The organism is Helicobacter sp. MIT 05-5294 (assembly GCF_000765675.1).
In the GTDB taxonomy this organism is placed as follows: domain Bacteria; phylum Campylobacterota; class Campylobacteria; order Campylobacterales; family Helicobacteraceae; genus Helicobacter_D.
Genome location: NZ_JRPA02000026.1, coordinates 1 through 12,818 on the forward strand (window position 1 = coordinate 1; position 12,818 = coordinate 12,818).

The window sequence follows — 12,818 nt, forward strand, 5'->3', positions numbered from 1 at the left end:
TGGCTATCCCTTCACTATCTCTATAAACTTCTTCTTTGATTGCTTCACTGCCTACTAAGAGGAGTTTTCTGATTTTATTATATTCTTCAAAGGTTGTGGAGTGAAAGTGTATGGCTTTCTTCTTACTGCTCCACTCCTCTAATTTCATTAAAACCATGTTCCGTGAATTATTATATCGCCATTAAAAAACACTATACTTAACGCAATAGCCAAGATATAAGCGATTAATGTTATGGCAGATTTTGTCTTGAAATATATGCGCTTTAAAGTTATCAATAATGCGGCAAAGAAAAATAACTCTATAAAGAGTATATGAATCCTTAATGTTTTGGAATGCAAAGGTATTGTGATCATATTTGCAAGAATAAGAAAAACAAAGGGCAAAAACAATATCACTAGAGCAATCATAATTTTTTTTCATTATTGCTTCCTTTATTTAATTCCATAATATAAAATTATGTTCTCTAAACTCAACATTCTCTTAAGAATGCCAATCTCGTGCTTCAATGCATCTAAGATATTACTATCATAGTCAAAAAACCCACCAACCAACCGAATATTGATACTAAAAAACACTATACTTAACACAACAGCCAAGATATAAGCGATTAATGTTATGGCAGATTTTGTCTTGAAATATATGCGCTCTAAAGTTATCAATAATATGGCAAAGAATAATAAGTTGATAGAGATAGAATTAAACCCTAAAAAACTATATTCCCACAGATACTTCCATAAAATACTTGAAGGATTCCATAAATATTGCCACAGATAAATGCTAATCAGATTTGCAACCCCTACAAAAACAAAAGGTAAAAGCAATATTATTGCGATTCTTCTCATTGTTTGGCTCCTTTGTATCTCATTCTAAGTTCATTACCATATTTAATGCCTCCTTCATTTGCCTCTATATCTTCTTCATCAAAACCTGTGCCATAATCTTCAAATTTTATGCCGTATTCCGACAATAATGTTTTAGCTTCCAACAATAAAGAATCCACCATTTCATTTCCAATGCCTATTTTGCGGCTAATTGCATCATTAGCAACAAAAGCACCAAATGCACCAAAAAGAAAGTGGCTAACCTTATCCAACCCATTTGCATCACCATCAAATCTTGGCACATAGCTTTCATAAAGATGAAAGATAGCAATACCACCATTAAAATATTCTTTATTGCCAAATAACAAACTTTCAGTTATAAGCTTACAACATATTATTAAAGAGCTTAAAATATTTATGAGGTTTTCATTTTTGTTTTGGCTTATTGCACTTTCTACCATATATTTCCCAAGCTCTACATAATAATCTTGTGGAAAATTATCTTTGTATTTTTGATAGTCTAGTGTAAGTTTATCTAAAGATTGATAAATTAAAGGATTTTTGCTTGTATCTTTTCTGTTAATAATATCAAGTGTAGATAAACTGATTCTTCTAGTATCTTGTTTCTTTATTACAGAACCTAACTTAGTCCAAGACTTTAGAATCCTAACAACCTTTTCTTTTTCTTGTTCTTCTTTGGTTGTTTTTAAAAGTTGCTTCAATTGCTGTTAATAAATTGATTGGCTCAAAGCCCTTAATGCACTCATGATAAATATTGAAACCTTCAAATTCCAAAGTAAGCAACGAATCTTTTAAAATGCGCGTTTGAAATAACGCATATTTACTGCAAGTTTGCTTTCGCCACCATAGCAAGAAATGAAAGTAATTAGCTGATTGTCTTTTGTAAGTTCCATGATATTCTCCTAAAAAATTTAAATCTGTGTTCTAAATATTCTTTCGCATCGATCACCCTCTCTTGATATAGTTATGTCCTGTCCATATAAAAGACATTAAAGCTTCTTTTGTCTTGTCTGTTTAAAATAGAATCTAGCGTTGGCTTGGCTAAAAATAAGCTTATCGCAAGGAATGCAAACACAACAAAGAATCTCGCAATGACGATGTGGAACACAAATGATAGCTGAACTTGTGGATTGCTTCACTGCATTCATAATGACGACTTGCCAACCTACGATTCCACTACTTTTGTCCTTAAATGCAGTCAAGCAATCCATCATTTGAAACCTACCTAATGATTTTTATGAGTTTTATTGTAAAATTTCATTCAAAATAATATTAATCTCAAAAACAGGGGGTGCATTGTAGAGTAGTGGAAGAGTGAAGATATGTCCTTGATGACAGACAGATTAAGCAAGAGATTAAAACACAAATCAAATAGAAAAGGATAAAAAATGATTCAAAATTCACATTTGGGTAGTTGGAAAGTTAATGAATCTCCATTGGAGATAGGACAAGAGGCTAAAGAAGTGTTTGAGAAAGCAATCAAGTTTTATGTAGGTTCTAGCTTTGAACTTTGCGCACATTTGGGGACACAAATTGTCGCAGGGACAAACTATGCTTTTGTTTGTAGAAGAAAAAGTGTTACTTTAAATCCTCAAGTTGCTTATAGCCTTGTGATTTGTTATGCAAATCTAGAGCAACAATGCTCCATCACAGAGGTTAAAGATATTGTCAAAGAAAGTGAATTTCCAATTGGCGGACTCCATTGCGTAGAAGCAAATCAAGCTCCCATTGCGAAACTAAACAGCATAGAAGCTGACCATATTATTAGAGCTTTTCATCAGGCGTTTGGAAACTTAAAAGGGGTTGTTTATACTCCAGAACTCTACATTGCACAACAAGTAGCCAAAGGAATCAATTATCACATCATTGCAAAAGCAAAGATGATGGACAAAGAACAAACCACAGATTATAGACATGTTGTGTTTAATTTCTTTATGAATGAAAGCAAAATCGTAAGTATTGAGCATTTATAAAAATGGACTTATTGGCAGGGAAGTATTGCATACTTTCTTGCTGATTTGTGATAATCTACAATATTAAACTTCAAAAAACAAACTTTACAATGGAATCTTTAAGATAATAAATCAAAGATTCTAGGGATTTTGTTGTGGAATCTACTTTGATTTAAAGCTATGGATTACCACAACTTAATAAATGAAGTCTCGTGATGACGAACGAAATACAAAGTTATAGATTGCCACGAGATTCTAGCGAATCTCTTACAATGACAGGTTGAGTAGCTTTGTATCATTACAAGACAAAGCCGAAATAAAGAATCTCGTGTTGTTGCAAGAACCAAAAGGATAAAGCAAACCTTTGCAAATCCCTTGAATCTGCAAAAAATCTAGCAAGAGTTTCACAGACAAGATTTTAGATACAATCAAGGAATGCTTGATGAAAGCACGAAAAATAAGAGTGATTTAAAGAGGAGTTTTCATAGAAGCGCGTAGGATTCCCTTAATGGAATCCTACGATTTTAGAGCCTTGATTCGTAGCGACGAAGCATATATAAGCGTTTGAGCATTTTTTTGCGTGCGCTGATTTTTTGCTTTTTGCGCTTTTCGGTTTTTGGTTCAAAGAATCTTCTTGCGCGACTTTCAGTTACGACAAGGTTTCTATCTGCTTGTTTTTTGAACTTCCTGTAAGCGTCATCAAAAGATTCGTTTTCCCTAACTTTGATTCCGGGCATCTAAATCACCACCTTTGTGTGTAAATTTACTTTTATCTTGCGAAAAAAGCCTTTTATTCTATCGTAAATGATTTGAGAATCAACTAAAATCCTAAGAATTAATGCGACAAAGTGGCATTAATCAGGCATACAATCTTAATTTTTAATTTTTTTATGGTAATATTAAACTCTGCTAGAAATTAAAATTTAGGAGAATGTAAATGACTGACGAGGCTAAAACGCGTCTGTATTCTAAGAGACGCTATGTGATGTATGGAATCACGACGATTTTGCTATTCTGTATCCCTTTTGTCAAAATTAATGGCAATCAGATTTTTTTATTGTCTTTTGACCATAAGCAGTTGCATTTGTTGGGTGTTGCTTTTGATATGCAAGAGCTATATCTTATGCCTTTTTTGTTGATTTTAATGTTCTTGGCAATTTTCTTTATGACAACTCTTGCAGGGCGCGTGTGGTGCGGTTGGGCTTGTCCGCAGACGATTTTCCGCGTTTTATATAGAGATTTGTTAGAAACTAAGATTCTAGGGTTGCGTAAGCGTATGGAAAACCGCCAACTAGAGCCTGATATGAGTTTGGGAATCAATAAGGCGAAAAAAACCATTGCGCTCGTAGTTTGGGCGGCTTTATCTCTTGTCGCGGCGTCTAATTTAATGTGGTATTTCGTGCCGCCGGAGGATTTTTTCCAATACATTCAAAATCCCATAGAACATAAATATTTGTTTATTTTTTGGCTAGGATTTGCTATTGCGCTTGTTGCGATTGTCGTATTTATCAAAGAAAATTTCTGTATTTATATGTGTCCTTACAGCCGTGTGCAAAGCGTTTTGTATGATAACGATACGATTATGACGGTGTATGATTATAAAAGAGGCGGGGAAGTGTTTGACATAAAAGGTATCAAACTATGGAAAAAGCCCGAAGTGCCAAATGCCGAATGCACCGGCTGTGAAGCCTGTGTCAAAATCTGTCCTACGCACATTGATATTCGCAAAGGAATGCAGCTAGAGTGTATCAATTGCCTTGAATGTTCGGACGCCTGCACGAAAGTAATGGGCAGACTTGGCAAACCGACTTTGATTTCTTGGACAAGTCCGCAAAGCATTGAAGACCGCCAAAAAGTCCGCTATATGCGATTCAAAACTATCGGTTATGTGATTGCAATGACGGTTGTGTTTGTGGGGCTTTTGATGATGAGTTCCAAAAAAGAAGATATGCTTTTAAACATCAACCGACAAGAGCTTTACACGATTCGGGATAATGCGCGTGTAGAAAATTCCTATATTTTCTTATTCCAAAATACCCAAAGAGAAGCCCACGAGTTTTATTTCGAAGTAGAAAACAATGCAGAGATTCAAATCAAGCGCCCAAGTAAGCCATTCCGCATTGAAGCGGGGGAAAAGTCCAAGCAAGTTGTCGTGCTTTATACAGAAGCGAATCTCGCCCAAGATGCGCAAAAAGACACGCATATCCCGCTAACAATCAAAGCTTACGCACTAGATAGCAAAGAACCCATTGAAGTTTTTAGGGAAAGCGTGTTTATCTATCCACCAAGCAAAGCATTGCAGTAAGGATTCCTTGCAGTCGCACAGAATCGTGCGTTGCAGTGGAATCTGCTTTTAAGGATTAAGATGCAAAAGGCTGGAATCTACTTTTTTGTCGTTATTTTTGTGCTGACATTGTTTGCTTTATTTGAGCTTTATTCTCCATTTTTGATGAATTTATTGATTGCGTTTTTGCTATTTATTGCGACGCAAAACATTTATCATACGATACTAAAACACTTAAAATCCCGATTGGTCGCTACTTTTTTGCTCACTTTTTTGTTAGTGATTCTTTGTTTTTTGCCAATTTTCTACATTCTTTTAAACTTACTGACTTTGGCGACTAACTTAGAATTGGGCAATTTTCAGAACTTTTTGTTGGATTTGCAAATGCGCATTAGCGGATATGGCAAAGAAGCTTTCGTCCATCTGCCCGATTTGATACAAAGGGAGATTAATGAGTGGCTGACACATTTTGCCACGATTGATTGGGGCGTGGTTGCCAAACGCGGCTTGGGTATCGTCGCAAAAGTTTCCCAAAACAGCTTTTATTTTTTAAGTGATACTTTGTTTATCGTGATTTTCTTGTTCTTTTTTTATTATTATGGCGATGCGTTGGGGCGGTATTTTTTGGAGTTGATTCCGATTGAGCCGACACATATCAAATCGCTTTATAGCGAAGTAAGTGCGATGATTAGCGTGGTGTTTTATTCCTCTATTTTTTCAATGCTCCTGCAAGGTGTGTTGTTTGGAATCTTGATAAGCTTTTTTGGCTACAATGCGCTATTGCTTGGCGTTTTTTATGGATTTGCCTCGCTTGTGCCTGTCGTGGGTGGGGGATTGGTTTGGCTTCCGATTGCTGGATATGAGCTATATTTGGGGAATTATAGCAATGCGATTATCATCACGCTTTATTCTATTATCATTATTGCGACATTAGCGGACAATGGCGTGAAGCCTTTTATCATCGGATTTATTAACCGCGTGTTAATCAAAACCCCTTTGAAGATTAACGAAATGTTAATATTTTTTGCTATCATTGCAGGGCTTACGAGCTTTGGCTTTTGGGGAATTGTCTTTGGTCCGGCAATCACGGCTTTATTTATCGCATTACTTAGGGTTTATAAGAGGCTTTACAGGGGGGATACTTGATTGGTTGGAATCCCTAAAGATTATAAAATAATCTCGGGATTCTTTGAACTTAAACGGACGCACAAACTCTGTGCTTTACTTTATGACTGAATTGACTTTAGCTAAAAATGTTCTTTGCCTTGTCTATCGTGATTCCACTTATCAAATAATGCCCTTTATTGCCACCTGTAGAATCTGATACAATTTTAAAATTAGAAAGTCGTTTGATTTTGCCATATTGGGTTGCGCCATATTCTGCATTTGGTCTATGGTTGTGCAAGTATTTCACCGCTTCGTCTTTACTGGGTGCAGCATAAACGCTCATATTGGCTACAACTTCTTGATCGCCCATAACCCTTTCATCATTGCTTACTTCAACTTTCCCATTTTTGAGTCCTCTTACAATATACCAATTATCCTCAATCTCATCCATTTTTTCTCCTTTTTGTTAAATGATAAGCCAAATTTCTCGAGCCTGTTTATCGGCTATGATTTCATCATCTAAAATTATATCGTTATCCTTAATGATGATTTTATGAATGCTAAAGCGTCTAAACAAAGACTTAAAAAAATTTGGCTTTTTAAGCAAATATCTGTTGTCTTTAACTTTGTAAATGTTAAAACTAAGCTCTATGTTTAAGGAATATTTTGGACAAAAAAGCATCTTAAATGCTTGTTCTAACGAATTTTCAAAGTGCTTGTGCAATAAAATCCCAAGTCTATAATATTGACTACGCATTAAATGCTGAATTTTATTTTCACAAGATATTTTTTCTTTTTGCAAAAGACAAACAAATTTTTCTAAATTGATAGCCTTTTTCATTGATTGTCTATCCATAAAGGTTTTTTTTCAAATCCTATATGATATACAACCCATTGTTGCACGACTTGATGTTCTCCCTGATTTAAAACGCAAAAATTTTTTTCACAAGCTATGATATGTCCTTTTGAGAGGCTGCTTAGGCACTGATTAAGCATTTGCATATCTTGTTTTGCTTGTTCTTGCGTATAGGGAAGTGCAGCATCTTGTTGTCCAATCACAATTCTTTTAACAAACCTTACAGAACTTAAATCAAAAACTTTAGCCATCAATCACCTTCCATTCTTAAGCCACTTGCTCATTTTGATGTTGTGAATTTGGAATGCTTTTATCTTCTCTAGGTTGTATAGAATTCTGTATAATATCCAAAACTCTTGACAAACCTTCACTCATTCCATCATCTTTTGCAATCAGTTCTACATGATATTTAGCTGAAGTATCCGTGCTTCTTGTATTTTCTTTATGAGAGCTAATAGAACCCTTGACAGATACTTTGGCTTTAAAGCATGCAAAGCCAATATTTGCTTCTGCATCAAGAGAACCACTTTTATCGCTTGACTCTTTTGATTCTTCAGCAGTTTTTACTTCCATATCAAAGGAAATGTTTAAGCTATTAATCGCTAAACTCGGAATCTTTACAATCGCAAGAAGTGGAGCTTGAATATTCATTTTTTGAATGCTTCCGTCCTCTTTTATCTGCTCATATTTAAAATCAACTGTTCTTACAGCAGAATTATTCTCTTGTAAGCCTATTGTTTGGATAAAGTTCGCTGTGGCATTTGCAAGTTGCAATTGCGCATTACAAGCTGCTTGCAAAGGTCCTCCTATGAGAGATGACATTTCTAAACCTGAAAATTGATTAGTAATCTCTGTTGCCATTTTTACTCCTTAAAAATTTATTGAATTTTATGTTTGGTTATGAATTTTCTACATTTTCTTGTTCCTCCTTTTTTAGAATTAAATCTTCTTGATAGCCTTGACAATGGTTAATAAGTTCATTAATCATTCTTGAAGTTCCTTCGGGCAAATCGTGTTTGCTCATTGTTAAACAAATATGCGCACTTAATCCTTTTTCTTTACCGAAGCTAGAGCCTACAACATCAACTTTTAAAGAGGGCAGGGCATCAAAATCTTTCATATTTTCAGAATTTTCATCTTCTTGTAAATTATCCAATCCAATTAAACTGACATCAAATTCTGTCTTAATGGTTTCTATATGAATTGGTGTAATAGGCAAAAGATTAATGTAAGGGACACTATAATATTTTGTTCTTAAGAATTTAGAATCAGAATCCGGGATTCCTATTTTTAAACGTCTAGGGAAAATTCCGGGTAAAAATTCGTCGGTTAAATTTCCTTGAGCGTCTTTTTTAAATTTTTTCTTGAAAAATGTAAAAATATGAGAAAGTTGAGATTCTTCCACATCGCTTTGTGCTTGTGCAACTGCTTTTGCAATAGAAACAATAATATCACTTAGGGATTTTGTTGCGCTGTTTGCCATTTTTAGTCCTTATGAAAAATATTCAAGAGTATAACCTAATCACTATACAGTGATTATCTAAATGTAAAGTAATTTTACATTTAGATAATCACTATACTTTTGTCAAGTAATTTGTAAAATTTATTTTTAAATTTAATTTTCGCATGAAATTTCTTGACTTTTAAAAGCATTTTTTGATTAAATTGCGCATGGATAAAAAAGATCTATGTTTTTGTGAGATTACAAATTCAAGGAGTGAGAAATGAAATTTAAAAAAGTTTCAATATTGTGCTATGTTTTGTTGGTGGTGAGTTCTTTTGCTTTTGCTCAAGATAGTAGGAAAGAAGAAAATAATCTTTCAAAAGCTTGCATACAATATGCTGAAAAAATAAAAAATAAAGACATATTGGATGTTTATTCAATGTTTGATAAAAAAGGACAGGAAGCAAAGCTTGGAGGTTTCACTTATCAAAATCTTAATGTAGATAAATTAAATGCTTATATCCGTCTGTATGAGTTTCAAGGAGTTGATTTAAATGGTGCTTATAACAACTTGCTGCAAATTATTCTCAATAATAAAAACCTCTCTCTAAGAAAATCTTTGCCACAACAAAATGAAGAGGACACTCTGTATTTTATGGTAAGTCTTAAGGGAGAAAACAATGGTAAAACTTGTTATATCAGGCAAAATAGCAATGAATTATGGATTGAATCCGAACCATTGAAAGATAAAAAATTTGTTTTTATTTTAAAACAAGAAAACAAAAATACTAAACTCTATTATTATGAAACGATTTCTTTTGATGAGGATTAAAAATCCGGGCAAGGAAAGTTTGTTACTATTTAAAAAGAGTTGGTAAAATCTAAGAATTTGAAGAGGAGGAATCATTAATTTTAAGCCGCAGTCAATAGAGATTGTTGAGTGTTTTTGCGCCATGCAGAACTCTCACAAATCAAAGATTCAAAATCTCCCCTAAATGGCGGAGATAGAATCTTGTATCACATAGAAGTGGAGTAGCTTTTATTTCTGCCTGTCAATGCTTTTTAACGAATTGCTTTGATGTATTTTAGAGCTTTATCTATATTGATAGTATTGGCAGCTTTAAAATTATTTTGTAACATATTATAAATGTCTTGTGCTTCATTAAGAAGAGCCTTGATTTCTTGCTCATCTTCTCCAAAGGCTTTTTTGAGAATTGGTCCATAAAGCGATAAAAAATCATTAAAAGCAAGCTTGTTAATATCCACTGCGGATTTTACCGCCACACAAGCAAGGGCATTTTCCATTTTGTTCATAATTCCTTTAGATTCAATTGTCCGATTCCAAAAGGCAAAATCATAGCGAACGATTGCGGGATATTCGGAAACTACAATATACATTGTCTTCGTCATTTCCCCTATTATTACAAGAAATAAATCCAAAGAATGAAAATATTGATGGCTTTGTTTTTTACTTATTTCTCATAATAAATAGAATCTCGTAATATGCAAAGATTCTATATGCAAGGCGAGTGAGATTTGATCACACTCACCCTGAAAAACAATATTTTATAAATGCTCAATCTTTAAGATTTTGCTTTCATTCATAAAAATATTAATCACGACATGTTTGAAATTTGTTGTTCCTTCTTCATCTGCAATCTTTGCTTTTGCAATGAAATGACAATTCAAGCCTGTAGCCACTTGCTTTGCAATAAGAAGTTCTGGAAAATAAGTTACGCCTTTTATATTTTGAAAAGCTTGATTGAAAGCCTTAACAATATAATCTGCTTCTATACTGTCTATTTTAGCAATAAAAGCTTCGCTAATTTTGGTGCAATGGAGTCCGCCAATTGGACATTCACTATCCTTTACGATTTCTTTTATTTTGGTAATAGAGCATTGATTTTCTGTATCAGCATAACAAATCACTAAGCAATAAGCAGTGAGAGGATTGAGAGCAACACTCTTGCTTCTACAAATAAAAGCATAATTGACGCCTGAAACGACTTGTGTCCCTAATTGCAAACAAAGCTCAAACTCTACTCCACAATGCAATCTAAATGCGCACTTCCAATCATTTTTTATCCTTTTCTATTTGATTTGTGTTTTGCCTCTCGCTTAATCCGTCTGTCATCAAGGACACATCTTCACTCTTCCACTACTCTACAATGCACCTCCTGTTTTTGAGATTAATATTATTTTAAATGAGATTTTACAATAAAATTCATAAAAATCATTAGGGAATTTTGCATTATAGATACTGCGTCTTTTGCTTCGTTTCTATTAATGACGCATTACCATTCCTCACTTCTTCTTTTCTCTAAACTCTTTTCTTAACTCACGCACTTCTTGGAAGAATCGCAAATAAGCAAATATTCGCCCCCCCCCCCGCACATTATTAGCTTTTATGAGTGCTTCACCTAATTTGTAAGTAAAGCATTGTTTTTCTTTAATCGCTTCTTTGTAGTCTGGGTAAGATTCTAGTTTGGGGAGTTTTAAGCTAGGATTCTTTGCTACTTTTTCTTGATATTTTCTTTGTTCTTCTCTATGGGATTCTTTGATATAGCTAAGCACATAAGGCATTCTAATATATCCCCATAGACTTTTAGAGTTTAGTATCATTGCAGAACCTAGTTTATAGGCTAGGTGGGAGTGGATTCTAATCTTAGCATTGTCTAGCTCATTGATACGCTTTTGTTGCTTAAGTGTGAGGGATTCTAATTTGGCTTTTTCTTGAAGAATACTTTGGAATTTGGCATTAGAAATTTCAATGTTTGATGAATTTTTCTCTTGGTTGAGTAAGTCATTTAATGTGTTCGTGAATAACACTAAACTATTGATAAAATGATTTTTTAAAATTTCATTATCGCAATCCACACCTAAATCATACACACCATCTTGTTTTAAGTTTAATTTCCAACAATAAAACTGCATAACAAAAAGACGAGTCGCACTACCAAGACTAGAAAACCAAAAAGGATATTTAGGAAAAGAATTTTTATTAAGATTTAAAAGATGAAGCGACCCCGTGTTTTCTAACTTTTCTAAGAGATAATTCATTTTAGAAAACTTCCACTTTTTATCTCTTAAAAAACCAATGGAGAGTAGATGATACTCTGCTTTATCAAAATAATTATTTACCAAATAATTTAAAACTAAAAAAACCGAAATCAGTTCATCTGAAGTATATTGAGCAACTTTTTCTAAAAGTGAGATTTTATTACTCTCACTAATACCAATCCTACGCCCACATTCCCATAAATACAGATAAGAAGCCATCTTTAAATGATTATTAGTAAAGGCTTTATCTATTAATCCCTCTAACAACTCAAACCTTTCTTTTATGGGAAGCATTAGCGTATAATTGACATTTTGCGTATTGCCAATTAGATGAGAAAGTTGCAAAAAGTTACTTGCGCCATGATAAATAACCTTTGCCTTGGAGGCAAAAACAATATCATAAATGATTAAGCAAGTCTGTTCGTCAAACTTACGGAATTCACTGATTTTATAGAGTTTTTTATCGGGATAACAAGAAGCAATATAATCAAGCACAAAATCATCATCAGAAATCAGGACAAGTTTTTCTGTTTGGATTGTCCCAACAATCCTTACAAGCAATTCAACAGGATAATATTTACCATAAACAGCATGTATACCATTGGTGGCAAGAGGAGTATAGACGCAATCACCACACCGGATATGCAACACATCATACTCTCCAAATTCTATTGCATCTTTTGTGGCAATGTCAATAATCTGCTGAAACTTCTCACTAAACTCTATCTCTTCCCAAATCTTTGGACACATTGCCCTATAATCTGCCATATCTACATTTTTTAGGCTTCTAGTGATTGGTTGCCACCAGCTAAAATAATGCCCAAAAGAAGTCGTGGGAGAATTTCTTATGGATTCGAGATTTTCAAATATAGGAAATTCTGCCTTAAGGGGTAAAATATCATTATAGCAGTATTTTGCAGTAAACTCTTTGCTAAATAGCTCCACTCCCGCAAGATCGCATGTGTCCTTTGGCGATCTTTTAAGTCTTGGATGCCAAATAAACCCAAAGTGCATTCTAGTTTTCTTACTCAAATACCAAGCACTAATAAAAGCTAACATTCTCGAGCCAAAAGCGTCATTTCTTGAAGCGACTATAAGATTCTTGAGATTTTTGTGTCTGTTTATCATTTTATTCTTTCATTAATTCCGCTAAATAATATAGTAACTATAAAACCCCCCCCCCCGCAGGTGTTTTGGCATTTAATGTGCGAATAAGCTCATTTTGGAATACAAACAAGTCTAAATCCAAGTCTCTCTTATCTACATTATAAG

Annotated in this window: 16 protein-coding genes; 4 read left to right on the plus strand and 12 right to left on the minus strand. The window is 33.9% G+C overall.

What is annotated here, in order from left to right:
- Positions 1–432 precede the first annotated feature (432 nt).
- The 3 genes from LS69_RS09265 to LS69_RS09275 all read right to left on the minus strand — a co-directional run bounded on the left by LS69_RS09265 (position 433) and on the right by LS69_RS09275 (position 2,057).
- Positions 433–843, minus strand: a complete 411-nt coding sequence (locus tag LS69_RS09265) for a hypothetical protein (protein WP_138124356.1) — start codon at positions 841–843, stop codon at positions 433–435.
- Positions 840–1,544 carry a hypothetical protein gene (locus tag LS69_RS09270; protein ID WP_138124359.1) on the minus strand — a complete coding sequence of 235 codons (705 nt, stop codon included), beginning with the start codon at positions 1,542–1,544 and terminating at the stop codon, positions 840–842. Before LS69_RS09270 ends, LS69_RS09265 begins: the two co-directional genes overlap by 4 nt.
- A gap of 288 nt (positions 1,545–1,832) precedes the next feature.
- Positions 1,833–2,057 (minus strand): hypothetical protein, encoded by a 225-nt coding sequence (locus LS69_RS09275; RefSeq protein WP_138124362.1) that lies wholly within the window; start codon positions 2,055–2,057, stop codon positions 1,833–1,835.
- A 174-nt stretch (positions 2,058–2,231) separates the two neighbouring features.
- Here LS69_RS09275 and LS69_RS09280 point away from each other — a divergent pair, with 174 nt between their 5' ends.
- Positions 2,232–2,816, plus strand: a complete 585-nt coding sequence (locus tag LS69_RS09280) for a hypothetical protein (protein ID WP_138124365.1) — start codon at positions 2,232–2,234, stop codon at positions 2,814–2,816.
- 503 nt (positions 2,817–3,319) lie between these two features.
- Here the strand turns inward: LS69_RS09280 and rpsU are convergent.
- On the minus strand, positions 3,320–3,532 hold the full coding sequence (gene rpsU / locus LS69_RS09285; protein WP_006803152.1) for a 30S ribosomal protein S21: 213 nt from the start codon (positions 3,530–3,532) through the stop codon (positions 3,320–3,322).
- A 200-nt stretch (positions 3,533–3,732) separates the two neighbouring features.
- Here rpsU and ccoG point away from each other — a divergent pair, with 200 nt between their 5' ends.
- The gene (gene ccoG, locus LS69_RS09290; RefSeq protein WP_138124368.1) at positions 3,733–5,100 is read left to right on the plus strand and encodes a cytochrome c oxidase accessory protein CcoG; all 1,368 of its coding nucleotides are present in this window, start codon (positions 3,733–3,735) and stop codon (positions 5,098–5,100) included.
- Positions 5,101–5,160: 60 nt separating this feature from the next.
- A complete protein-coding gene (locus LS69_RS09295) occupies positions 5,161–6,225 on the plus strand; it encodes an AI-2E family transporter (RefSeq protein ID WP_138124371.1) in 1,065 nt (354 codons plus the stop codon).
- A gap of 97 nt (positions 6,226–6,322) precedes the next feature.
- Here LS69_RS09295 and LS69_RS09300 read toward each other — a convergent pair whose 3' ends face one another.
- The 5 genes from LS69_RS09300 to LS69_RS09320 are packed head-to-tail and all read right to left on the minus strand — an operon-like array spanning position 6,323 to position 8,525.
- Positions 6,323–6,637 carry a hypothetical protein gene (locus LS69_RS09300; protein ID WP_138124374.1) on the minus strand — a complete coding sequence of 105 codons (315 nt, stop codon included), beginning with the start codon at positions 6,635–6,637 and terminating at the stop codon, positions 6,323–6,325.
- 15 nt (positions 6,638–6,652) lie between these two features.
- Positions 6,653–7,027: a hypothetical protein gene (locus LS69_RS09305; protein WP_138124377.1), complete on the minus strand. Its 375-nt coding sequence runs from the start codon at positions 7,025–7,027 to the stop codon at positions 6,653–6,655.
- Positions 7,024–7,293 carry a hypothetical protein gene (locus LS69_RS09310; protein WP_138124380.1) on the minus strand — a complete coding sequence of 90 codons (270 nt, stop codon included), beginning with the start codon at positions 7,291–7,293 and terminating at the stop codon, positions 7,024–7,026. Before LS69_RS09310 ends, LS69_RS09305 begins: the two co-directional genes overlap by 4 nt.
- Before the next feature lie 16 nt (positions 7,294–7,309).
- The gene (locus LS69_RS09315) at positions 7,310–7,903 is read right to left on the minus strand and encodes a DUF2589 domain-containing protein (protein ID WP_138124384.1); all 594 of its coding nucleotides are present in this window, start codon (positions 7,901–7,903) and stop codon (positions 7,310–7,312) included.
- 37 nt (positions 7,904–7,940) lie between these two features.
- A complete protein-coding gene (locus LS69_RS09320) occupies positions 7,941–8,525 on the minus strand; it encodes a DUF2589 domain-containing protein (protein ID WP_138124387.1) in 585 nt (194 codons plus the stop codon).
- A 241-nt stretch (positions 8,526–8,766) separates the two neighbouring features.
- On the opposite strand from LS69_RS09320, the gene LS69_RS09325 reads away from it, so the two are divergent.
- Entirely contained in the window at positions 8,767–9,318 is a 552-nt protein-coding gene (locus tag LS69_RS09325; RefSeq protein WP_138124389.1) for a hypothetical protein, read from the plus strand.
- Positions 9,319–9,548: 230 nt separating this feature from the next.
- On the opposite strand, the gene LS69_RS09330 is transcribed toward LS69_RS09325, so the two are convergent.
- From LS69_RS09330 to LS69_RS09340, 3 genes are all read right to left on the minus strand, one after another.
- On the minus strand, positions 9,549–9,896 hold the full coding sequence (locus LS69_RS09330; protein WP_138124392.1) for a hypothetical protein: 348 nt from the start codon (positions 9,894–9,896) through the stop codon (positions 9,549–9,551).
- Positions 9,897–10,052: 156 nt separating this feature from the next.
- The gene (locus tag LS69_RS09335; protein WP_138124395.1) at positions 10,053–10,511 is read right to left on the minus strand and encodes a hypothetical protein; all 459 of its coding nucleotides are present in this window, start codon (positions 10,509–10,511) and stop codon (positions 10,053–10,055) included.
- A 279-nt stretch (positions 10,512–10,790) separates the two neighbouring features.
- On the minus strand, positions 10,791–12,674 hold the full coding sequence (locus LS69_RS09340) for a hypothetical protein (RefSeq protein ID WP_138124398.1): 1,884 nt from the start codon (positions 12,672–12,674) through the stop codon (positions 10,791–10,793).
- Positions 12,675–12,818: the final 144 nt, after the last annotated feature.